Origin of the sequence: Sphingobacterium micropteri, assembly GCF_014692515.1 — a bacterium.
In the GTDB taxonomy this organism is placed as follows: Bacteria; Bacteroidota; Bacteroidia; order Sphingobacteriales; family Sphingobacteriaceae; genus Sphingobacterium; species Sphingobacterium micropteri.
Map to the genome: position 1 here is coordinate 148,014 of NZ_JACOIK010000005.1, position 20,480 is coordinate 168,493.

The 20,480-nt window shown below is 42.3% G+C and carries 21 protein-coding genes; 6 read left to right on the forward strand and 15 right to left on the reverse strand.

Going from position 1 to position 20,480, the window contains the following annotated elements:
* The first annotated feature begins 39 nt into the window (after nucleotides 1–39).
* Nucleotides 40–1,359, forward strand: coding sequence for a tRNA (N(6)-L-threonylcarbamoyladenosine(37)-C(2))-methylthiotransferase MtaB (mtaB, locus tag H8B06_RS08365; RefSeq protein ID WP_190993828.1), 1,320 nt, complete (start codon nucleotides 40–42; stop codon nucleotides 1,357–1,359).
* A 1-nt stretch (nucleotide 1,360) separates the two neighbouring features.
* On the opposite strand, the gene H8B06_RS08370 is transcribed toward mtaB, so the two are convergent.
* Nucleotides 1,361–2,266, reverse strand: a complete 906-nt coding sequence (locus H8B06_RS08370; RefSeq protein ID WP_190993829.1) for an EamA family transporter — start codon at nucleotides 2,264–2,266, stop codon at nucleotides 1,361–1,363.
* 114 nt (nucleotides 2,267–2,380) lie between these two features.
* Here H8B06_RS08370 and H8B06_RS08375 point away from each other — a divergent pair, with 114 nt between their 5' ends.
* Nucleotides 2,381–2,932: a C40 family peptidase gene (locus H8B06_RS08375; RefSeq protein WP_190993830.1), complete on the forward strand. Its 552-nt coding sequence runs from the start codon at nucleotides 2,381–2,383 to the stop codon at nucleotides 2,930–2,932.
* Between the two features lie 89 nt (nucleotides 2,933–3,021).
* The gene (locus H8B06_RS08380) at nucleotides 3,022–3,522 is read left to right on the forward strand and encodes a hypothetical protein (protein WP_223857547.1); all 501 of its coding nucleotides are present in this window, start codon (nucleotides 3,022–3,024) and stop codon (nucleotides 3,520–3,522) included.
* A gap of 200 nt (nucleotides 3,523–3,722) precedes the next feature.
* On the opposite strand, the gene H8B06_RS08385 is transcribed toward H8B06_RS08380, so the two are convergent.
* The 5 genes from H8B06_RS08385 to H8B06_RS08405 form a co-directional block, all read right to left on the reverse strand.
* Nucleotides 3,723–5,108, reverse strand: coding sequence for a mechanosensitive ion channel family protein (locus H8B06_RS08385; RefSeq protein WP_223857548.1), 1,386 nt, complete (start codon nucleotides 5,106–5,108; stop codon nucleotides 3,723–3,725).
* A 148-nt stretch (nucleotides 5,109–5,256) separates the two neighbouring features.
* On the reverse strand, nucleotides 5,257–6,621 hold the full coding sequence (locus H8B06_RS08390) for a nucleoside permease (protein ID WP_190993831.1): 1,365 nt from the start codon (nucleotides 6,619–6,621) through the stop codon (nucleotides 5,257–5,259).
* Nucleotides 6,622–6,631: 10 nt separating this feature from the next.
* Nucleotides 6,632–7,264 (reverse strand): bifunctional nuclease family protein, encoded by a 633-nt coding sequence (locus H8B06_RS08395; RefSeq protein WP_190993832.1) that lies wholly within the window; start codon nucleotides 7,262–7,264, stop codon nucleotides 6,632–6,634.
* 522 nt (nucleotides 7,265–7,786) lie between these two features.
* Nucleotides 7,787–8,761, reverse strand: coding sequence for an electron transfer flavoprotein subunit alpha/FixB family protein (locus H8B06_RS08400; RefSeq protein WP_190993833.1), 975 nt, complete (start codon nucleotides 8,759–8,761; stop codon nucleotides 7,787–7,789).
* 22 nt (nucleotides 8,762–8,783) lie between these two features.
* Nucleotides 8,784–9,521 carry an electron transfer flavoprotein subunit beta/FixA family protein gene (locus tag H8B06_RS08405; protein WP_190993834.1) on the reverse strand — a complete coding sequence of 246 codons (738 nt, stop codon included), beginning with the start codon at nucleotides 9,519–9,521 and terminating at the stop codon, nucleotides 8,784–8,786.
* A gap of 160 nt (nucleotides 9,522–9,681) precedes the next feature.
* On the opposite strand from H8B06_RS08405, the gene H8B06_RS08410 reads away from it, so the two are divergent.
* Nucleotides 9,682–10,017 (forward strand): tetratricopeptide repeat protein, encoded by a 336-nt coding sequence (locus H8B06_RS08410; protein WP_190993835.1) that lies wholly within the window; start codon nucleotides 9,682–9,684, stop codon nucleotides 10,015–10,017.
* Between the two features lie 68 nt (nucleotides 10,018–10,085).
* Nucleotides 10,086–10,502 (forward strand): copper resistance protein NlpE, encoded by a 417-nt coding sequence (locus H8B06_RS08415; protein ID WP_190993836.1) that lies wholly within the window; start codon nucleotides 10,086–10,088, stop codon nucleotides 10,500–10,502.
* Between the two features lie 11 nt (nucleotides 10,503–10,513).
* Here the strand turns inward: H8B06_RS08415 and H8B06_RS08420 are convergent, their stop codons facing one another.
* The 8 genes from H8B06_RS08420 to rsmI form a co-directional block, all read right to left on the reverse strand.
* A complete protein-coding gene (locus tag H8B06_RS08420) occupies nucleotides 10,514–11,650 on the reverse strand; it encodes a cysteine desulfurase family protein (protein ID WP_190993837.1) in 1,137 nt (378 codons plus the stop codon).
* Between the two features lie 25 nt (nucleotides 11,651–11,675).
* Nucleotides 11,676–12,266, reverse strand: coding sequence for a bactofilin family protein (locus H8B06_RS08425; protein ID WP_190993838.1), 591 nt, complete (start codon nucleotides 12,264–12,266; stop codon nucleotides 11,676–11,678).
* Nucleotide 12,267: 1 nt separating this feature from the next.
* Nucleotides 12,268–13,302, reverse strand: a complete 1,035-nt coding sequence (locus H8B06_RS08430) for a ParM/StbA family protein (protein WP_130141303.1) — start codon at nucleotides 13,300–13,302, stop codon at nucleotides 12,268–12,270.
* A gap of 30 nt (nucleotides 13,303–13,332) precedes the next feature.
* Nucleotides 13,333–13,707, reverse strand: a complete 375-nt coding sequence (locus H8B06_RS08435; protein WP_190993839.1) for a bactofilin family protein — start codon at nucleotides 13,705–13,707, stop codon at nucleotides 13,333–13,335.
* Between the two features lie 6 nt (nucleotides 13,708–13,713).
* Complete coding sequence (locus H8B06_RS08440; protein ID WP_190993840.1) at nucleotides 13,714–14,562, reverse strand: M23 family metallopeptidase; 849 nt, start codon at nucleotides 14,560–14,562, stop codon at nucleotides 13,714–13,716.
* Nucleotides 14,563–14,724: 162 nt separating this feature from the next.
* Nucleotides 14,725–16,344 (reverse strand): apolipoprotein N-acyltransferase, encoded by a 1,620-nt coding sequence (gene lnt, locus H8B06_RS08445; protein ID WP_190993841.1) that lies wholly within the window; start codon nucleotides 16,342–16,344, stop codon nucleotides 14,725–14,727.
* Nucleotides 16,345–16,347: 3 nt separating this feature from the next.
* Nucleotides 16,348–17,010, reverse strand: a complete 663-nt coding sequence (locus H8B06_RS08450) for a PH domain-containing protein (RefSeq protein WP_190993842.1) — start codon at nucleotides 17,008–17,010, stop codon at nucleotides 16,348–16,350.
* A 33-nt stretch (nucleotides 17,011–17,043) separates the two neighbouring features.
* Nucleotides 17,044–17,709 carry a 16S rRNA (cytidine(1402)-2'-O)-methyltransferase gene (rsmI, locus tag H8B06_RS08455; RefSeq protein WP_190993843.1) on the reverse strand — a complete coding sequence of 222 codons (666 nt, stop codon included), beginning with the start codon at nucleotides 17,707–17,709 and terminating at the stop codon, nucleotides 17,044–17,046.
* Nucleotides 17,710–18,305: 596 nt separating this feature from the next.
* On the opposite strand from rsmI, the gene serS reads away from it, so the two are divergent.
* Nucleotides 18,306–19,577, forward strand: a complete 1,272-nt coding sequence (gene serS, locus H8B06_RS08460) for a serine--tRNA ligase (RefSeq protein ID WP_190993844.1) — start codon at nucleotides 18,306–18,308, stop codon at nucleotides 19,575–19,577.
* A gap of 17 nt (nucleotides 19,578–19,594) precedes the next feature.
* Here serS and H8B06_RS08465 read toward each other — a convergent pair whose 3' ends face one another.
* Nucleotides 19,595–20,224 carry a hypothetical protein gene (locus tag H8B06_RS08465; RefSeq protein WP_190993845.1) on the reverse strand — a complete coding sequence of 210 codons (630 nt, stop codon included), beginning with the start codon at nucleotides 20,222–20,224 and terminating at the stop codon, nucleotides 19,595–19,597.
* Nucleotides 20,225–20,480: the final 256 nt, after the last annotated feature.

Here is a 20,480-nt window from a genome sequence, read left to right on the forward strand (position 1 = left end):
AAAGAACAATATATTTTTTAGTAACTTTGCACCATTATCATGAACAAAAAAGTAGCTTTTTATACGTTGGGATGTAAACTGAATTATTCAGAAACGTCTTCTATCGGCAGGATTTTCAAGGAAGCAGGCTATGAAACCACTCCATTTAATAGCCAAGCAGACGTCTATGTCATCAATACCTGTTCGGTAACGGATCATGCCGATAAAAAGTGTCGTAAGGTCGTGAAAGAAGCTCTAAAGCATTCGCCCAACGCTTATATTACCATCGTAGGGTGCTATGCCCAGTTAAAACCGAGGGAGATAGCGGAAATTCCGGGGGTCGATATGGTGCTGGGGGCTGCGGAGAAATTTAATATCATTCAACACATCAACGACCTGACGAAACAGGAAAAAGCGGTTGTTCATAATGCACCAATTGACGAGACACACCAATTTGTCTCGGCTTATTCTATCGGTGATCGCACCCGTACCTTCTTAAAAGTGCAAGATGGTTGTGACTATTCGTGTACCTTCTGTACGATTCCGTTGGCACGTGGAGCAAGCCGTTCGGGTAAGATTGAAGATATTGTGCGACAGGCTGAAGAAATTGCGGCCTCGGGCGTGAAAGAAATTGTACTGACGGGCGTCAATATTGGTGATTACGGTATACGGGATGGGAAGCGGCAAGATCGTTTTTTAGATTTGGTGAAAGCGTTAGATGAGGTGGAAGGTATAGACCGTATACGTATTTCCTCTATTGAACCGAACTTACTAGCGAATGAAATCATTGAGTTTGTAGCACAGTCTAAGCGGTTTGTACCACATTTCCACATGCCTTTGCAATCGGGAAGTAATAATGTGTTGTCGAAAATGCGTCGACGTTATAAACGCGAGCTTTATGCGGAACGCGTCGCGAAGATAAAATCGTTGATGCCGGACTGCTGTATCGGTGTCGATGTTATCGTTGGATTTCCGGGCGAGACGCGGGAAGACTTCCTCGATACATACAATTTCCTGAACGAAATGGATATTTCCTACCTGCACGTCTTTACCTACTCCGAACGAGAAAACACCATTGCCGCACAGATGGAAGGAGCTGTTCCGGGAGCACAGCGTAGCGATAGAAGTAAAATGTTACATATCCTTTCCGAGAAAAAGCGGAGAGCATTTTATGAAAAACAGTTAGGGAAAGTCGGAGAGGTATTGTTTGAAAGTGATGTTAAAGACGGTTATATGCACGGCTTCTCTAAAAATTATGTAAAAGTACGCTCGTTGTATGATCCTTTATTGGTCAACGAAATCGTGCCGGTCAAATTCATGACCATTACCGATCAATGCGAGGTAGAGATTGAAGAATTACCGGAGCTTTTGGTACACTAAGTTAGTGTGGCGTTCGGCGTTTCTGGATATTCAGTAATACCACCACGACCAATATACCAGCTACACCCATAAACTGTAATAAGGATACGTGTTCCTTCAAAACTAGGTAAGACATACAAACCGCTACTGGCAATTCAATATAACTCAGGATATTTCCGAGTGACACCCCTGTTTTTGGGATTCCAAACGAGAATAAAAGAGGGGGGAGGACGGTCCCGAAAATGGCGAGTAACAATCCATAACGCCATAGAGAAGAAAAAACCGAAGACGTAAAAAGAGTAAGCGGTTGTAACAACACAAACACCAACAGAAATGCCCCAATAATCATATAGGCACTTTTTTGAAGAGGGGGATGATCGTTGCCGACACGTCCGCTGACAATAATAAATATGGCGTAGGCGGTAGCCGCAAGAAGTCCATAGCCGATGCCTACCACGCTGACCGATTTGAAGTCATGTTCTACTAAACCGGTTGCGAGAACGGTACTTCCTAAGATGGCGGCGATACCAATGGTTTGTCGTCTTGTAAGCTTTGTTTTGAAGAAAATAAATTCGATCAGTTGCCCGATCCAAATATATTGCATCAATAGAATGATAGCTAAGGATGCTGGAAGAAGCTGGACACTTTTATAATACAGAATACTGACGGCGCCGGTGGATAATCCACTGACGACGATGTGCCATTTCGGAGAAGTGGAAGGATATTTGGAAAAATAACCTTTGTTTACGATAAACATTATTCCGATGAGCATCCATAAGAACAGCATGCCAAAAAAAGCTTGGATTCCGGTTACCTCGCCCAGCGTGAAACCTTGCGCATAGGCTTTTTTAACAAAGGTGGATAATATACCGAAACTGGCAGCACCTAATACAACAGCAATAATACCTTTTACTTGTTCCTTGTCCATTTTGGCGCGCAAGATACAAAATCATTCCGCAAACTTTGTTAAACGCCTTGTGATGTTTATTTTTGTGTTATGCAGCACCGATCGTATAGGTATATTACGTTATTATCGTGGGTTATGGCCATTTTTCTATTGGCATCTTGTGGCGCTAAAAGAAAAGTACTCTATGGAGCCGGCTCACATCCTGGCAAACCCCATACCAGCATCCCTACCGATGCAAGTGATGCAAGTGACAAATCTTTGTCTGGTTCTGGAATAGATAATTATGCTGCTATATTAGGCGTTTCTGCACGTGATCTGGACAACAAATCACTTTATTCTTTTATTGATAAATGGTTGGGGAGTCCGCATCGTCTCGGTGGTACGCAACCTTCCGGAATAGACTGTTCTGGTTTTGTGGGAATTTTATATCGTGAGGTATACGGTAAAGATCTACCCCGTACTTCACGGGATATGGGAGATCAGGTCAAGCGAAAATATGAAAGACAATTACGGGAAGGTGATTTGGTCTTTTTCTCTTTTGGTGGAAGAAACATCGATCACGTCGGCGTATACCTGCATAATAATAAATTTGTACATGTATCCACGAGAAGAGGAGTTATTATCTCCGACATAAAAGATAGTTGGTATTATAAATACTTTGTGCGCGCCGGTACACCAAAAATCTAACATTCAAATTACAAAACGGTTCTAATAAGCGTCTGCCTTTGGTGTTTAAGTTCCATCTAATGTGTATTTTTGCGACAAATTGATTTGTCATGAGTAAAAGAGCGAAGGCCATTTTTTTGGCACTGTGTATTATCGGTTCCTTTTTTATCTATTGTGTTTATTATTATTCCAATATGATCAAGAATGCACCTTTTCGTTATTCCGATTTTGAATATATTTCCATCCAATACGGTTTACGCGATTCCATGTTGAACAGTTATCATTCGGCGACACAAGATTACCAATATCTGAATCGGGAAAATGAAATTGTGAAAAAGAAATTGAAGCTGACGAATGACGATCTACTTTTTCTACACCGGAAAGCGATGGAAATGGGATTCTGGAATGTAGATGATGATCTGACAACACCGAGAACAGACTCCGTTGACGGACGAGCGGTTCCACGTTATATACTCGAATACAAGTATAAAGAAAAAGGGAAAACGGTGACGATGGACGCTGATTATCCGGGAAATCAAAAAATGATGGATGCTGCCAAAACGACAATAGAAACGGTTTTGGAACGAATCAATATCGCCAATGCACGTTAAAGAAATAATTTCTCTTTTAACAAAACGCTAATCTTTACTTCATATGAATACCTCACCTTTGTGATGAGTAATTTTTGTTCGTCATTAATGGTTTAATTAATGGTTAGTGTTTATGTTGAGGCTTGTTGTGAAATACGCCGAAAGCAAAAGGGTTGTCCCGGAGGATAACCCTTTTTTGTTTTATGTCAACCTTCGTGCGATTAATCTTGCTTATCTTTATCTTTTCCAATTGATCTAAAGTCCGTTTCCGCCAGAAGATGACGCAAATCATCGGAGGCGGGTAATTCAAATACTTCAAGGTGAAAGTATTTTATCGCAGCGAATAAATGATCGAATACATCGGACATCGTGTTTTCGAAAAATGCCCATTGTGTACCATTCGTAAACATATACAGCTCAAGTGGTAAACCATGCTCATTTGGTGCTAATTGACGAACCATAAAGGTCAACCCTTTATGAATATCGGGATTATGCTTGGCGTATGCATTGATATATGCTCTAAACAAGCCAACATTGGTCATCCGCCTACCATTTACTAATACCGATTCATCCACCCCTGTACGCTGATTGTATGTCTGAATTTCTTCCTCCCGCTGTGCAATGTAAGGAGCCAATAGCTCAATTTTCTTTAATTCGGCAATTTCGGCTTCGGTAAGGTACCGAATAGAAGAAATCTTGATATTGATGGAGCGCTTAATTCGCCTACCACCCGAATCCTGCATACCTCTGTAATTTTTAAAAGCATCGCTAAGAAGGGTATAAGTTGGTATGGTCACGATTGTTTTGTCAAAATTTTGGATTTTAACGTTGTTGAGATTGATTTCCAACACATCGCCGTCTGCTCCATATTTGCTCATTTCGATCCAATCGCCTACCCGGACAGAATCATTGGCCGACACTTGTATACTGGCGACAAAACCAAGGATGGTGTCCTTAAATACCAGCATTAAAATCGCTGATGCGGCTCCCAATGATACCAGGAATGACCAAGGAGAGTTGCCCGTTACGATAGATACGATAAGCGTACCAATAATAAATATTAAAAATATTTGTACAACCTGTAGATAGCTGTCAAGCGGTTTGTCCACAAAGGCTTTGGAGGTGCGTAAAATATCCCGTACGGTCTTTAATAAACTGTTGATAAAGGCGTATACCGCAAAAATGACAATAACGTTCAGAAATTTATTAAGTCCGGCGGTAAAATTAGGAAAGCCGACAAAGATGAAAGGTATTATTTGTTGGGCAATGATCACCAGAATAAGCTGACTAAGCTTATTTAATACCTTATTCTTTAATAAAAAGTCGTCCCAGGTAGTTTTTGTCTTTTTGATGATTTTCGTTAAGACAGAATTAAAAATGGCACTAATAATAAAATGAATAACGTAAAGAACTAAAAAAGTAGTAATTAGTAAGCTGGCAGAAGTTACGATATGTGCGTGTCGATCCGATAGTCCAACGTTTTGAATGATACTAAATGTCCAATTGTAAAGTGCACTGGTTTGCTGTGCGGTAATGTTAATGATGTCTGTTTTTTCCATTCTAGTAAATTGTCCTTTAATGGCAATGGAGCTATCAAGTTTATTCATAAAGCATATGTTTTAAGTGGCATTCATGAGCCCACTTCGTTCGGTTATTCACTCCCTGCGTCGTGAATAAATCATGATGGTTCCATATCAACAGACAAATATAGGGAAAATGGAACGAAAATCGACGTTTTAGGCTGCTTTTACCAGCTCAATCGGCATTTCTAACATGTTTATGTTTGAACAAAAAGCTGAATAAAATAGCGATTATAAATGTATAAGCCGCGAAAGCTAGCCAGATATGATGCCAATCTTTTAATAAAAGATTTTCGCTAAGCAAGCCATTTGACATTACCGATATGCCACGCGACTGGATAAATTGGAGGAGGGTATTATTGGAGGTTTCGGTTTGCAGATAGGAAGCCAACGTTTCTAAGGAAGAAAATTGTAGCGTGAAATAGTGATCTATCACCCATCCCGAGATCAGGCTGCCGAGTATTGCCCCAAAACCATTGGTCATCATCATGAAGAGGCCTTGAGCTGCACTACGAATGTAAGGAGTTGTAGATTTTTCTACAAATAACGATCCCGATATATTGAAAAAGTCAAAAGCCATTCCGTAAACAATGCAAGAAAGGATGATCATCCATAGGCCTGTTTGCGGATCGCCGAAAGCAAATAATCCAAATCGAGCGACCCATGCCCACATCGCGATGAGCATCACCTTTTTGATGCCGAACTGTTTCAAAAAAAACGGGATGGCCAAGATAAAAAGCGTTTCCGAAATTTGTGAAATGGACATGATAAGTGTAGAATATTTAATGGCGAAAGCATCGATATATTTCGGATAAAACTTAAATTCGTCCAAAAACACATCTCCATAAGCATTAGTTAGCTGTAATGCGCCCCCCAGAAACATGCAAAAGATAAAAAAAACAGCCATTTTATAATCGGCAAACAGCTGAAAAGAATCTAGTCCAAGTGCTTTCGTCCAAGACTGCTTTTCTTGCTGCTGTCGATTTTTAGGAGGACATTTCGGTAATGTCAAAGCATATAGACCTAGTCCTACGGCAGCTATTCCCGCAATATAAAATTGATAGGCCGTTGCTTTATTACCGGTGAGATTCACCACCCACATCGCCATGATAAACCCTATCGTACCCCATACCCGTATTGGTGGAAAAACCTTAATAACATCGTATTCATTAGCGACCAATGTCGTATAAGAAATGGAATTGGATAGCGCAAGCGTAGGCATATAGAAGCACATAGCCAATAGCATGACGTAAAAAAATGTCTGCGGATTGTCGACCTGAGGAAGATAAAAAAGAGTCGCAGCATATAGTAAATGCAATATGCTATATAATTTTTCGGCATTTATCCATCGATCAGCAATGATTCCCATGAGTGTCGGCATAAAGATTGCCGCAATGCCCATGGTCGAAAAAATAGCGCCGAATTGTGTGCCATCCCATTGTTTGGTGCCAAACCAATAGTTAGCGATGGTAATCAACCAAGTTCCCCAAACAAAAAATTGGAAGAAGCTTACAATGGTCAACCGAAGTTTGATAGGCATGGAGAAGGTATTACCTGTTTTTTCTTCTTTCTATTTCGTCGCGAATTTTAGCAGCCGTCTCATATTGCTCTGCTTCGATTGCCTTGTTGAGATTTATCTCCAGCTGGTCGTCGCTCATATTAAAATAGGGCGATTTAGGCGTATGTTCTTTTTCCGTAGGCGGAGGTGTAGTACTGCTCATGGTATTCTCTTTAGGAAGACCTTCCAGATTTTCTAAAAAAGCAAAGTCATTGCTTTCAATCACGATGCCGGCAGCATCCATAATAAAATCGTATACGTATATCGGAGCACCGAATCGTACCGCTAGGGCCACAGCGTCGGAAGTTCGGGAGTCAATATCAAAAGTTTTGTCTCCGTTGGAGCATATCAGTTTGGCGAAAAAGATGCCATCGATCAAATTATAGATCAGAACTTCCTGGATATTGATTTGAAAGTTGTCGGCAAAAGTCTTGAAGAGATCGTGCGTCAACGGACGGCTGGGCTGCATTTTCTCGATTTCTACAGCAATTGCCTGCGCCTCAAAACCGCCAATGATAATGGGCAATCGGCGATTACCTCCCATCTCCCCCAAAACCAATGCGTAAGCACCAGATTGTGTTTGACTGTACGACAACCCCACGATATCTAATTTGATTTTCTTCATTCTTTATGCCTAAACTATACTACAAACATATAGATTACTTTTTTTCTCTCAAAAAAAGTAATCAAAAAAAGTCGCCGCTTCGAATGTTTTACTTTTGAGATAGTACTGGGGATGAGTTTGTACAATTGTAAAACATTCGGATGCGGCATTTTAGTGTTAAGGAAGGGATCGTGCAATTGCGTAAACAAAAGTGATCAATGTCTGATAGCGGTAATGCGGACTAAAACGACCTTGTGCTTTTCTGCGTCCATTTTTTATGATGGATATTCCGTTAAAACAGAATGCTGTATGAGCGTTAGCGAGTTTCATTCTGTTAGGAATAGAAAATATAAAAATAGCAGAAACGTACTCAGTCTTGATTTATAGATTTGTGTTTATTTTGGTATCCATGAACTCACTCCGTTCGGTTTTTGCTTCGTTTTTTATCAAGAAAAAATGAAGAAGGAAAAAAGATTAAAGAAAAAATGGTCAGATGTAATCTGTTACAATCCGACCATTTTACGTTGTTTCAATTGTTTCTGTTTAGTGATTCTTATATGCTTTGAATGCATCGATGAGTTTGGGGATAACATCAAAAGCATCTCCAACGATGCCATAATCGGCAACTTTAAAAAATGGCGCTTCGGGATCATTGTTAATGACCACAATGGTTTTGGACGAGCTTACACCGGCGAGGTGCTGAATCGCACCGGAGATACCGATAGCGATATAGAGATTTGGACTTACTGCCAATCCTGTTTGCCCGACGTGCTCCTCATGCGGGCGCCAGCCTGCATCAGATACCGGTTTAGAACAAGCGGTAGCGGCGCCTAATACGTCGGCCAGCTCTTCTATCATTCCCCAGTTTTCAGGGCCTTTTAGCCCCCGCCCGGCAGATACGACAATATTAGCTTCGGGTAGCGGTATTTTGTCCGTCGCTTGAACAATATCTTGAACGACGGAAGTTAAATCCGTCGCAGCAATTTGTGGTTCGAACGTTTCGAACGCTATAGCTGTTGGTGCTTCCACAGCTTCCACCGTATTCGGCGTCAATGCAATAACTTTGATAGGCGCGGTGAGTTCCTGCGTTGCAATAGCTTTGCCGGAGAAGGCAGACTTTTTAATTTGCCAAGCTTCGCCGGTGATGGTGGGTAGAGTGATTGCCCCGTCGGCAAGTGCGGCATTCAATTTGGCGGCGATACGTGGAGCTAGTCCCTTCCCGCTAAAGGAATTGGATAGCACGATGGTCGTTGCCTGTATGCTCTTGGCGACCTCTGCGATAACAGCTGCATAGGCTTGATTAACGAATTGGTGCAACTGTTCGGTATTTACCGCTATTACTTTTTTTACACCGTAGCGACCTATATTTTCTAAGGATGTGGCGTCTACCTTTCCGATACTGAGTGCAGTCACCGGCTGACCGGTGGCGTCTCCGATAGTTTTCGCATAGGACACCGCCTCGTATCCGGATTTTTTAAATGCTCCTGCAATATTTTCAATATATACTAAAATGGCCATAACTAAGCGCTTTTATGAAGATTTATATAACTTTTGCCTCGCTGTGTAACAGCTCCACCAATTGAGCAACATCGTCCTTATCCACCAGTTTCACATTGCCCCGAGGAGCAGGCGTGTCAAAATGGGTAATATGTGATAATGCAGGTATATCAGTGGCCGCAATAACGTCGAGCGGCTTGGACCGTGCGCTCATAATTCCGCGCATATTTGGAATTTTCGGCTCTGCTACGCCCTCGGCTGTTCCGACGACAACGGGCAGCGGAACCTGTATAACTTCCTTGCCGCCTTCTATTTCACGCTCTACCGTCGCATTTGTACCGTTGATGTCCAGTTTTTTGGCAATAGAAATAGACGGTATACCCAACAGTTCCGCGATATAGCCCTGCACTAGACTACCATTATAATCGATGGATTCGCGTCCGGTTAAGATCAAGTCGAAATCTTGAGCTTTCGCATAAGAAGCGATTTGATGCGCCACAAACCACGCGTCACGTGGAGGGGCATCTATGCGAACGGCATCGTCTGCACCGATCGCTAAAGCCTTTCTAATAGTGGGGTCTGCGGAAGCATCACCGACGTGGATAACCGTTATCGTACCTTGTCCATTGCCGGAAAGTTCAACAGCCCGTGCCAAAGCAATCTCATCATAGGGATTGATAATGTATTGAATACCAGTGGTATTGAATGCTGTATTATTATCCGTAAATGTGATTTTCGATGTCGTGTCGGGCACATTGCTTATACATACAAGTATCTTCATTGGAGTATATTTTTTAGCCTTCACACAAACCTATCAATTTCAAAAGCTAAAAACAAGAGCGGAAATCGTATAAGCGGTCAGTAAACTGTCATTTTTCTATGCATGCATAGTAATATAGGGTAGTGTATTGAAATTGGAATTTCCTATTTTTGTTGTTATCATGAGCAACAGACTAGAAGAATTACAACAATTTTTAAAAGAGAGCCCAAATGATCCTTTTTTAAAATACGCGATAACGACGGAGTATAAAAAAATGGGCGATACGGAAAACACGCTTGCCGGTTTTCAAGATTTGCGCGTAAATCATCCGGATTACGTCGGTGCATATTACCATTTTGCTAAATTTATGGAAGAGCAGGGAAGGAAAGAAGAAGCATTGGAAATCTATCAAGTAGGGATGGAGGTTGCGCAGCGGTTGCGAAATCGCCATGCATACGGAGAGTTGCTGAGCGCCTATAATCTGGCGATGGGAATAGAGGAGGACGATTGGGACTAAAACGTTAAATAAAGTAGACGACGTGCTTTGTGGTATCTTTTTTGTAGTTCTTAACAAAATTTGATATCATGCGTTTGGTTGTATATATATGTGGACTATTGTTGTTGGGGTTATTCCTCATCATCAGTTGTGTGAACACCCGAACGAACGCTAGTATAGAAAACCACAAAGTTAGCAAAATAACGGAGGGCCGGTTGGTAGGAACTTATCGAGGGAATCTCCCCTGTACGGATTGTGATGCTATTGCAACGGCTTTAACGTTGGCAAACGACAAAGCCTATACCCTTGAATATATATACGTGGGAAAAAGTGCCGAACCTTTTTCTAAAACCGGAACTTGGGAGCTGAAAGATGGGGAACTTAATTTGGAGGGGTTAGACTACAAATATAAAGTGGAGCCTGACCAATTAAGGCAGCTTGATCTATCTGGAAAAGAAATTCGAGGCGAATTAGCCGAGCGTTACTTGCTCCATTATGCAAATTGAGACGCCTATATTTAGCGATGCTCTTCACAAAGCTCTTTCAGCTTTTTAACGACAAAATCAATCTCTTCCTTGGTGTTGTATTTACTAAAAGAAAATCGGACAGATGGTTTATCGGGATCTGCACCTAATGCTTGCAGCACATGGCTGCCGAGCTGCGAGCCAGAGCTACATGCACTTCCCCCTGATGCGGAAATGCCCGCAATATCTAGGCTAAATAACAACATATCTGCAATTTCTGTACAAGGAAGTGATACGTTCAAGACCGTGTAAAGGGAGTCTTCAGCGGTAATGTTTCCGTTAAATGCGATGTCCGGAATATTTTTTTGCAGTTCCGTACGCATATAATCTTTTAACCCTTGAATATAAACCCGATGCGTTTCCATCTCTTGATAACACAATTCCATAGCTTTTGCTAATCCCACGATACCGTAAACATTTTCCGTTCCGCCGCGCATATTACGCTCTTGTGCGCCGCCATATAACAAGGGGCGGATTTTGTTTTTACCGTTGATGTAGATAAAACCTATTCCTTTCGGACCATGGAATTTATGAGCCGCACCCGTAAGAAAATCGATGTGCAAAGTAGAAAGATCGTGCGCATAATGTCCCATGGTTTGTACCGTGTCCGAATGAAAAATGGCATCAAACGTCTGACATATTTCGGAAACTTTATGGATGTCGGTTAATGTGCCGATTTCATTATTGGCGTGCATCAGGGATACAAAGGTGCGTGGATTTTGGGATAACAACGCCTGCAGATGATCCAAATCTACGCGACCTCGTTCGTCTACTTGTACAAAATCCAACTGTATAACACTCCGTTGTGCCAGATCCTCCAACGTATGCAAAACCGCATGATGTTCCAAAGGGGAGGTAATAGCGTGTGTAATGCCTAAATCCGTGATGGACCTAACAATAGCCATATTATCTGCTTCGGTACCGCCTGACGTAAAGAAGATTTCGGATGGAGAAGCCTTTAATAAACCCGCTACTGTTTTTCTCGCCTTTTCCACGATCGTCTTGGCTTGACGACCATGCGCATGGATAGAAGAGGGATTGCCAAAATGTTCTTGCATGGTCTCCGTCATGACTTTTATCACTTCCGGATCTAATGGCGTAGTAGCGGCATTATCAAAATATACTTGCATGCGGCAAAATTAAGGAAATTTAAACCTACCACCAAGAACTTATGGTATCACCCGAAGGCGACGCATTTTCATCTCCTTTTTGGCTATGTTTATTCTTTTTTTCTGTTTTTTTGGTAAAGGTTGTTATCTCGTTTTGTGGAGGATCAGGCTCTTTTAAGATCTCTACTTCGGGGACATATCCCTTGTTCAATAATTGTTGAGCCAGGTTGATTTTTTCAGATAACCGAGATTCCGCGGTAGTACTTGTCTGCCCCGAAACCACCAAATCGCCATTGAAAATCGCCTGAGGAGATATGACCACGGTGCTGGCTTTCACATTTCCCTCTACAATCGAAGATGCAGCTAACACAACTTCACCGGTACATATAATTTCTCCATCTACGCGTCCCCCTATGATCGCGTTAGCGGATACGATAGTACCGGTGATAAAGCTGTTCTTTTCTACGATAGCGTCTCCCTGGATAAAAAAATTACCCTTTCTGCTATCGGATAGAACCATAGTCGACAGGCATATGGTATCCTGTTCGTGGATGATAATCTCATTTCTCCCAGCGGGTTGTGGCTTCGGCTGTGTACTTGACGTGTCAGTAATTCTTTTTTTTAGAAAACGGATCAATCTAATAATTTTTTACTTCTTCCTCATCAAAACTTGTAACGATAGTAGTGGCATTACCAATATCGATCCCCAGCGCAGATTTTCTTTTTCCGTGTGCGATACGCAGCGAATTTAGTGCGTAACCTTTGCTGGCCATGGTTTCGGGATTTTCCACCACTTCTAACTGTGCAATGCCTTCAAATTCTTCCCGAAAACACTCTACCAGGTCCTGGTAATACATCGCGCCTCCACATAGATAGATGTGGTTGGTCTTCATGAGGTTCTTGTCGGTGATAATATTTCGTAAGACGGGCGAGACAATGTCTTCATAGTATGTACGGATTGCATTGCGACGGATTTCCCGTAGATCGATATTCTGCCGGTTGAGATAGACGTATCCGCGTTGGAACGCGTCGTCAAACTGGTGTGCATTCCGAAATTCCAGGTAATATTTGCTTTTTAACTCATTAATCATGATGTTAACCGCATAGCGGATACCGTGCGTACTCACCATACTTTGTTCGATGATACCCGAGTCAGTACTGAGAATAGATTCAAACGTGCCAAAACCACAGCTCAGCACAAAAAAGCTACCCGTTGCCTGCAGTTCTCCTCTTCTGATGCCGATGGTACAGCCTACGATTTCCGGGATTACTTCAACTTGCTGTACTTCAAGGACATTTTTCTTCTTGCCGCCTGCCCCATAGGTGGAACCGTCAAAATCCAATATGTGTGTCCGTTTGAAAAAATTGATTGCTTTTTCCTTGTGGATATGGTACGTTGCGTAAGGGAAGCCTGTAGTAATGGAAATAGGCTGCTCGAGATTTTCCTGGGATACAATCAGGGCCGCTTTGGCCAGCAACTGATAGTCTGTGTCATCTGGTGATGAATTAATGAGCTTATGGGGTGATTGCCCTTCGTTTAGGGCTAAGTCGCCACAGATATACCATTTGTCATTGTGCAGAATCTTAAGCCCGTGGAGCAAATCTTTTGAAGTGTTGATGAGAACTGTATTGTTGTTCTCTACTAGACTGGAGAAAGATTGTATTAAATACATATGTTGATAATTTTAAATGATATTATTTTTTTATTTGCCCATGGTGATACTTCCATCATATGTGGCTCCTCGTTCTATTGTAAGGCTTATGGTGTTTACTTTTCCGGTTACCTTGCCCGAATTTTTTATTTCAACGGATTCCGTCGCGACAACATCGCCATTGATCTGTCCGAAAATAGTGATCGTCTTGGCATGGACGTTGCCATTTACCGTGCCCGATTCGCCGATTACCAAATTTCCGACTTCTAGAATGTCGCCCTCCAGTACCCCCTCTATCCGGATAGCAGACGTTTGGGAGATATTCCCTTTTATCAAGCAGTGTCTGTCAATTAACGTGGGGGTGATCCTGGAATCCGTTTTCTTCCCCTTGCTGTTTGCTTTTTTGTTTATTATGGATACTGTCACAACGACCTAATCTAAATTTAGGAAATCGACCGGATTAATGGGCCTGCCGTTTTTTCGTACTTCGTAATGGAGATGGGGGCCTGTAGAGCGCCCGGTGGAGCCCATTTCGCCAATAACTTGGTTGGCTGCTATTTTATCCCCTTTTTTGACCAAAGCCTTCGATAAATGCCCGTAGAGTGTCTCGAAGCCGTTTTGATGCCGGATGAGTACATAGATCCCATATCCACTGTTCCTTCCGGAAAAAACGACTTCGCCGTTGGCTGTACTGCGGATTTTATCGCCTCTGTTCCCTCGAAAATCGATTCCGGAATGGAATTCTGTCGTTTTCCCGTGGAAAGGGTTGCGACGATATCCGAAATTGGAGGTCAGTTTAGGTTTGGCTGGGAAACCGGTAGGCGTATACACCAATCCTTCGAAAAGCTGTTCCATGTACTCGTCGTACACGCTATAATATTCTACTGGAGCCAACTTGAGATCCTTGTACTCTGGGCCGCCGGCACCGTCTAATACAAAGCTCTTCACACCTCTTTTTTGGAGATATTCGCTGATTTTGGAAAGTTTAGCTTCCATACGCTCCACATAATTTCGTGCATTCAGGGTATCGTCTGGTGCCGGTATCTGCTGCTGCAGTATATTAATTTCGGAGAGGAGCTTTTCCCGTTCTTCGTTCTGCTGCCCAACGGACGTATACAATACGCTACAGGCAGTAATCAATACACCGGTAACGACCGCTATAATGAGTATATAATACCGCATGTTATACAAATGCAATGCAGGGATACTAATGGAACGACTACTCCCTTTCTCGGGGTCTACAATAATGATAGTACATTTTGTAGGTTTCGGTGATGTCATACAGGTAGATTGTTGTCAACGACAGCAAATATACGTATGTATTTCTTTATTACAAATAAATCTATTAATAATTAATGTTCAGAAAATGCTATTTTAATCCAAGTCTTACCTTGATTACAGAGTAGCAAGGTCATTTTGAGAAAACGACGGAGATAATACACATTATACCGCGTTCTTTTTTATCCTAAAAAGAAAATATAAGGAAAGTAGGCCGCCGAATAACGCCAGATACAGTGCTAAATCGCCGTTTTTGGTGTAAAAAGTCAATTCTTCGTTTAGGTTAATTTCCTGTGCCAGGGCGTCGGAAGTCCACCAAGTTGTTTTTTGGATGATATCTCCCCGTTGGTTAATAAAACCGGAAATCCCGGTGTTGGCGGAGCGTGCTACCCACCGCCGGTTTTCGATGGCGCGTAGCTTGGCATAGAGCAGATGCTGGTCTTTTCCAGAAGTATTGCCCCACCAACCATCGTTGGTCACGATGGCGATAAATTGTGCGCCTTTTCGGATATATTCGGCTACATAATCGCCCCAAATGGATTCATAGCAAATAATAGGAGCTGCTCCGATACCGCTTTGGGAATAGAACACGGATGGTTCTTCTTGACTGCCATACCCTCCTGTAGAGCCGCCAAAATGTGCAAAAAGCGGTTTCATGAAACTCAATGTTTCGCCGAAAGGAAGCTGCTCCACGCCGGGAACTAACTTAGACTTATGGTAAAACTGAAGTTTGCTGGATTGATCTATCAAAACCGCTGCATTAAAAGGATCCAGAAACACACCGTTTCCAAAATCTCTGGCGGTTAGGGTTTTCGGCTCGTTGTAAATTTGATAGCTTTCGATCCCCGATAATACATTGCCATTCTTATATCTATCTAAAAAATTAATAACACGTTCGTAAGCTGGATAGCTCCTAAACTGCTCTTCGTCAATACCGCCCCGGTCAGAAGAGATAGCCGTTTCCGGCCATAAGAAAAATTCGGTGTTCGGTTTGGCAACCCTTTCTGATAGTTCTAATAACGTCGTCAATTGTTCCGCATCCGGAATAAAACCAAACTTTCCATAAGGATCGATATTCGGCTGAACCACGACTACTTCCGAGGGATTTATATGCTCGGTGTATGTATTGTATTGTATAATGGAAGTCGCAGCCGGTAGCACCAACGCGGTGGTGATAGCCACGGACAGCTTTTTCGTACTGAATACCGTTATTTTTTCACGTTTTTGCCATACCAACAGAAATACCAGAAGGTTAACGACCCAAATCCATACGGTACCACCAAAGACGCCGGTAAAGCTATACCATTGGATAAGTTGATGGAAATTGGCAAAGCCGTTGCCCAATGTCATCCACGGAAAGGCCAAATCCCACCACTGATGGAGAAACTCGTATCCCAACCAAAAAGAAACCAGTCCGATAAAACTGTAACCTATAGCTGTTTTTTTGCGAAGCTGATAGTATAACCGAAAGACGAGCGCCATGAGTAGTGGGGCCAGTCCGAACGGAATGAGCGATATGAGGAGTGATACATAGGATGGAAGATAGGCATTCATGGCATTATATACCCAATAGATAGAAGCTGTATTCCATAAAAATCCTGTGAAGAAGCTCAACCAGAAAATCTTTTTACCTTTTTGGCTATAGTCTCCTCTTATGACTTTTTCTATGGCGATAAGTAAGGGAACGAAACCAATAAACAGTAGTGGACTGCTATAAGGTATAGGTGGCCAAGCCAGCCATAGGATGGCGGCGCTTAAAAGTGCTAAAAGGTAATTTCGGTTCACGAATTAGAGTTGCGATAAGAGTTCTGACTTTTTGTTTTCGTATTCGGCTTGTGTAATCAACTGTCGGTTGTAAAGTGTTTTAAGCTTCTTTAGCTTTTGGGTAAGCTCATCATCTTCTACAGCGGACATACCCGATTGTTCTATGATTTCCTCCTCTTTGTTTTCTTCCCTAAATGACGGCGTAGCTGGTTCATCAACGACAGGTTGTACCGGTGGATTGAAGTGCTCGACCGGTTTTTGCGCTGGAATAACCGGAGTAGGTTCTTCATTTATATGGCCTGTTGGATTCTCCAATGCTGTTTTGATCAGTTGATACAGTTTTCGCGCCTGTACCTTCGGAATATAATCGATCGTCAGGTTTTCCCCCGTGAAGGGTATCACCGTGACCTTCGATCCAAAGATTTCCTCTTTGAAAGCAATATCCTTCACGTCGTTCCACGAATAGATCTCAAAGTTGGTCGCTAAACCCAGTTTGGTAAACTCGCAAAGAAAAATGCGCTTATTGCTAATCGTGATGCTATCCGGTAATAAAGTCACCGCAGGTTTCTTCTGTAGAGAGATGTATTGTATGTACTCACCGGCGGTCAGCATATCGACTATCTTATCATGGATCCTTTCGGCCACTTTGGCATCCTGTCCATCCTGAATAAATTTATCTACACTCATGTTTTTATTTTTAATCGTAACTAACTTCACTCTTCACGAACACCCTGCTACACAAAATACAAATTCTCCCTTAATAGGGTGTTGTTCAAAATGTAATTTTAGCGTTGCCAACGTTCCTCTCACCGTTTCCTCGTACAATTTACTAAGTTCCCTTGAAATAGAAGCCTCTCTCTCTTCGCCAAAATATTCGATAAACTCGGTTATGGTTTTGAGGATGCGGTGAGGCGATTCATAAAAAATCATGGTCCGTTTCTCCTCGGCGAGTTGTTTTAAACGAGTTTGGCGTCCCTTTTTTACGGGTAGGAAGCCTTCAAAACAGAATCTGTCGTTAGGCAATCCGGAATTGACCAATGCCGGTACGAACGCAGTGGCACCTGGTAGGCATTGCACCTGCAGGCCCTCTTTAATCACCTCCCTAACCAATAAAAAACCCGGATCAGAGATAGCTGGTGTTCCGGCATCGGAGATTAAGGCTATATCTTGTCCTTCTTTCAAAAACCGGATAATCTCGGCGACGGCCTTATGCTCGTTATGTTGGTGGTGTGCGAATACTTTCTTCTCAATACCAAAATGTTTGAGAAGGGGAGCACTCGTACGGGTGTCCTCCGCCAATATGATATCGACTTCTTTCAAAATACGTATAGCCCGAAAGGTCATATCCTCCAGATTACCAATAGGCGTAGGTACGAGATACAGCATGATCAAAGGTAAGAAATAGTTATGAGTGATAAGTTATAAAAAAAATATCCCCCTCGGGGTGAGGGGGATTAGTCTTCAAAATCGATGAAGTCGTCACCATCGTACGCAAACTCCTGGAGATCTACGTAGTGGTCTTGTTCGAAAATTTCTAAATCTTTTAACATACTTATTATATTATATTTTACACTACAAACTTAGCATTGCAGTATGAACTAATAATAACGCTTATATCAAATAATTGTTAATATGATTGATAATGTTTCTAAAGTATGCAATATTTTCAATAATTAAAAATATTCTGTGTCATAATTACAATATTATGATTGTTTTGTTGATATTTTCTTTAAAGATAGATCTTTGGGTTGTACTATCCTCTTTTTAACGATGGATGTCACATCCGGATCTTTGAGGTCTGTAGAAATTCATTCTTAGCACTATCCATTGTCTCAAATATCCGAGGTGACGAGGTTATGAACATGTGTCTATTTTTGGTGTTCATGAGCTCCCGTTGGTCGGTTTTTTGTTCTTTTTTGCGGAAAAAAAAGAAAGACCAGTCAACACTTATTATCTTTGTCCTTCTAATTACTTATTCATTTATGTTACAAATAAATTATATCCGTGAAAACAGAGATGCCGTCATCGAACGATTAGCGGTAAAGAATTTTAAAGAAGTGGAGTTGGTAGACGAAGTCATTCAACTAGACGAATCACGTCGTAAAATTCAGAACGAGTCGGATGCTATTGCTGCGGAGGCCAACGCTGCTGCCAAACAAATAGGAGATTTGATGCGCCAGGGTAAGAAAGAAGAAGCGGAAGCGGTAAAGTCGAAGTCGTCCGGATATAAAGAACAAGTAAAAATATTGACCGAAAAACTAGCGGAAGTTGAACAAACCTTGCAAGACAAGATTGTGCAGCTACCTAATCTACCGCATACATCTGTACCCACAGGCGTCTCTGCAGACGACAATGAAGTGGTTTTAGAACATGGTGCGGTGCCCACATTACCCGAGGCGGCGCTGTCACATTGGGAATTGTTGAGTAAATATGATATTGTGGATCTGGAATTGGGTGTGAAAGTGACGGGTGCGGGATTTCCGGTATATAAAGGAAAAGGTGCACGTTTACAACGCGCGCTGATTAATTTCTTTTTAGACCAAGCCGTTGAAGCGGGCTATAATGAGGTGCAGGTACCGATTCTCGTGAATGAAGATTCTGCTTTTGCGACGGGGCAATTACCAGATAAAGAAGGGCAAATGTACCATGTTGGCGGTGATGACTTTTATCTGATCCCTACAGCCGAGGTGCCTGTAACGAACTTATACCGTGATACCATCGTAAAAGAGGAGCAGTTCCCTATCAAGCATTGTGCATATACCCCCTGTTTCCGTCGGGAGGCAGGTTCTTATGGTGCACACGTGCGTGGTCTGAATAGATTACACCAATTCGACAAAGTAGAAACCGTGCAGCTCGTCCATCCGGATAAATCCTACGAAGTATTGGAAGAGATGAGCCAATATATCCAGGGCCTGTTGCAGCAATTGGAACTGCCGTATCGCGTATTGCGTCTGTGTGGCGGCGATATGAGCTTCACGTCGGCACTGACGTATGATATGGAGGTGTTTAGTGCTGCCCAGCAACGTTGGTTGGAGGTATCTTCGGTATCCAACTTTGAAACCTATCAAGCCAATCGTTTGAAAGTTCGTTTTAAAAATGAAAATGGCAAAATGCAATTAGCGCATACCTTAAACGGTTCGGCGTTGGCATTGCCCAGAATTGTGGCGTCCATTCTAGAGAATAACCAAACGGAGAAGGGTATCCGTATTCCGGCCGTTTTGGTTCCCTATACCGGTTTTGCGTGGATTGATTAAGTTGGTATAGCCGGCGGTTATCCATACGAATGCCCTGTAAAGCTCGCCGCTTTATAGGGCTTTTTCTTATTCGGATTGCTACGTAACATGGGTGTGAACACAAACACATTAGCGACAAACACGGACATTTGCGTAACAAACACAAACAGATTTTTGCCAGAAGCAGACGCGTTTATGTTTGGCATAACCGCGTCTGCTTTAACTTCAATACGAAATTTATCAAAGTAGTTAATTTTTTTAGCGAATATGGTCGGAAATTCCGCGTGCACACCCTTGTTTTTCGCGTATTCATCCTTTTTTGCTCCAAAGTGCAATAAATAGACGTCCTCCACATCCAAATTCACAACAAACACAGGCGAAAGTATTAAAATGTCTAACCAAACTGCGGCGGCGGCAAACGCAAAAATCGCGACTGTGTTTAACTTGAACGCATCCACGATTGATTTAAGGTTAAAAAGCATCGGCTTAGTGTTTGGTTTGTCTTTCGTTAAAGGCATGTTACGTAGCATGAGCTTGAGCTCGGCTCTATTTGCTTCGTCTCCGTTACTGTCTGCGTAGACGACGTCTCTCTTCCGGGCGTTGACGTAGCTCTCCGTGCTGTTGTCGTCTGTGTTTGCATCAAACATGCCTCCCTTTGGCGTGTCCACATACTAGTCTGTGTCGTTTTCGTTTGTGTTTACATTAAAGATACCCGTTTTCGACGCGCCGGCGTACTTGTTTGTGTTCTTGCTGTTTGTGTTTACGTTGACATCGTCGCTCTTTGGGACATTGTCGTAACTGTTTGTATTGTTGTCGTTTGTGTTTGCCTTGCAAGCGTTGTTCTTCGGTGTGTTGCCATACCTGTCTGTGTTGTTGTCGTTGTGGTTCGCGTTGATGTTGTCTCTCTTCGGCGCATAAATGTAT

Excerpts from the sequence above, each read along its gene's own strand:
- H8B06_RS08395 (WP_190993832.1), bottom strand. The coding sequence starts at position 7,264 with ATGAAGAAAATCAAATTAGATATCGTGGGGTTGTCGTACAGTCAAACA.
- H8B06_RS08390 (WP_190993831.1), bottom strand. The coding sequence starts at position 6,621 with ATGCCTATCAAACTTCGGTTGACCATTGTAAGCTTCTTCCAATTTTTT.
- serS (WP_190993844.1), top strand. The coding sequence starts at position 18,306 with ATGTTACAAATAAATTATATCCGTGAAAACAGAGATGCCGTCATCGAA.
- H8B06_RS08420 (WP_190993837.1), bottom strand. The coding sequence starts at position 11,650 with ATGCAAGTATATTTTGATAATGCCGCTACTACGCCATTAGATCCGGAA.
- H8B06_RS08385 (WP_223857548.1), bottom strand. The coding sequence starts at position 5,108 with ATGAATAAACTTGATAGCTCCATTGCCATTAAAGGACAATTTACTAGA.
- mtaB (WP_190993828.1), top strand. The coding sequence starts at position 40 with ATGAACAAAAAAGTAGCTTTTTATACGTTGGGATGTAAACTGAATTAT.
- H8B06_RS08450 (WP_190993842.1), bottom strand. The coding sequence starts at position 17,010 with ATGAGTGTAGATAAATTTATTCAGGATGGACAGGATGCCAAAGTGGCC.
- H8B06_RS08440 (WP_190993840.1), bottom strand. The coding sequence starts at position 14,562 with ATGACATCACCGAAACCTACAAAATGTACTATCATTATTGTAGACCCC.
- H8B06_RS08375 (WP_190993830.1), top strand. The coding sequence starts at position 2,381 with ATGGCCATTTTTCTATTGGCATCTTGTGGCGCTAAAAGAAAAGTACTC.
- H8B06_RS08380 (WP_223857547.1), top strand. The coding sequence starts at position 3,022 with ATGAGTAAAAGAGCGAAGGCCATTTTTTTGGCACTGTGTATTATCGGT.
- H8B06_RS08410 (WP_190993835.1), top strand. The coding sequence starts at position 9,682 with ATGAGCAACAGACTAGAAGAATTACAACAATTTTTAAAAGAGAGCCCA.
- H8B06_RS08370 (WP_190993829.1), bottom strand. The coding sequence starts at position 2,266 with ATGGACAAGGAACAAGTAAAAGGTATTATTGCTGTTGTATTAGGTGCT.
- H8B06_RS08415 (WP_190993836.1), top strand. The coding sequence starts at position 10,086 with ATGCGTTTGGTTGTATATATATGTGGACTATTGTTGTTGGGGTTATTC.
- H8B06_RS08400 (WP_190993833.1), bottom strand. The coding sequence starts at position 8,761 with ATGGCCATTTTAGTATATATTGAAAATATTGCAGGAGCATTTAAAAAA.
- H8B06_RS08430 (WP_130141303.1), bottom strand. The coding sequence starts at position 13,302 with ATGTATTTAATACAATCTTTCTCCAGTCTAGTAGAGAACAACAATACA.
- rsmI (WP_190993843.1), bottom strand. The coding sequence starts at position 17,709 with ATGCTGTATCTCGTACCTACGCCTATTGGTAATCTGGAGGATATGACC.
- H8B06_RS08405 (WP_190993834.1), bottom strand. The coding sequence starts at position 9,521 with ATGAAGATACTTGTATGTATAAGCAATGTGCCCGACACGACATCGAAA.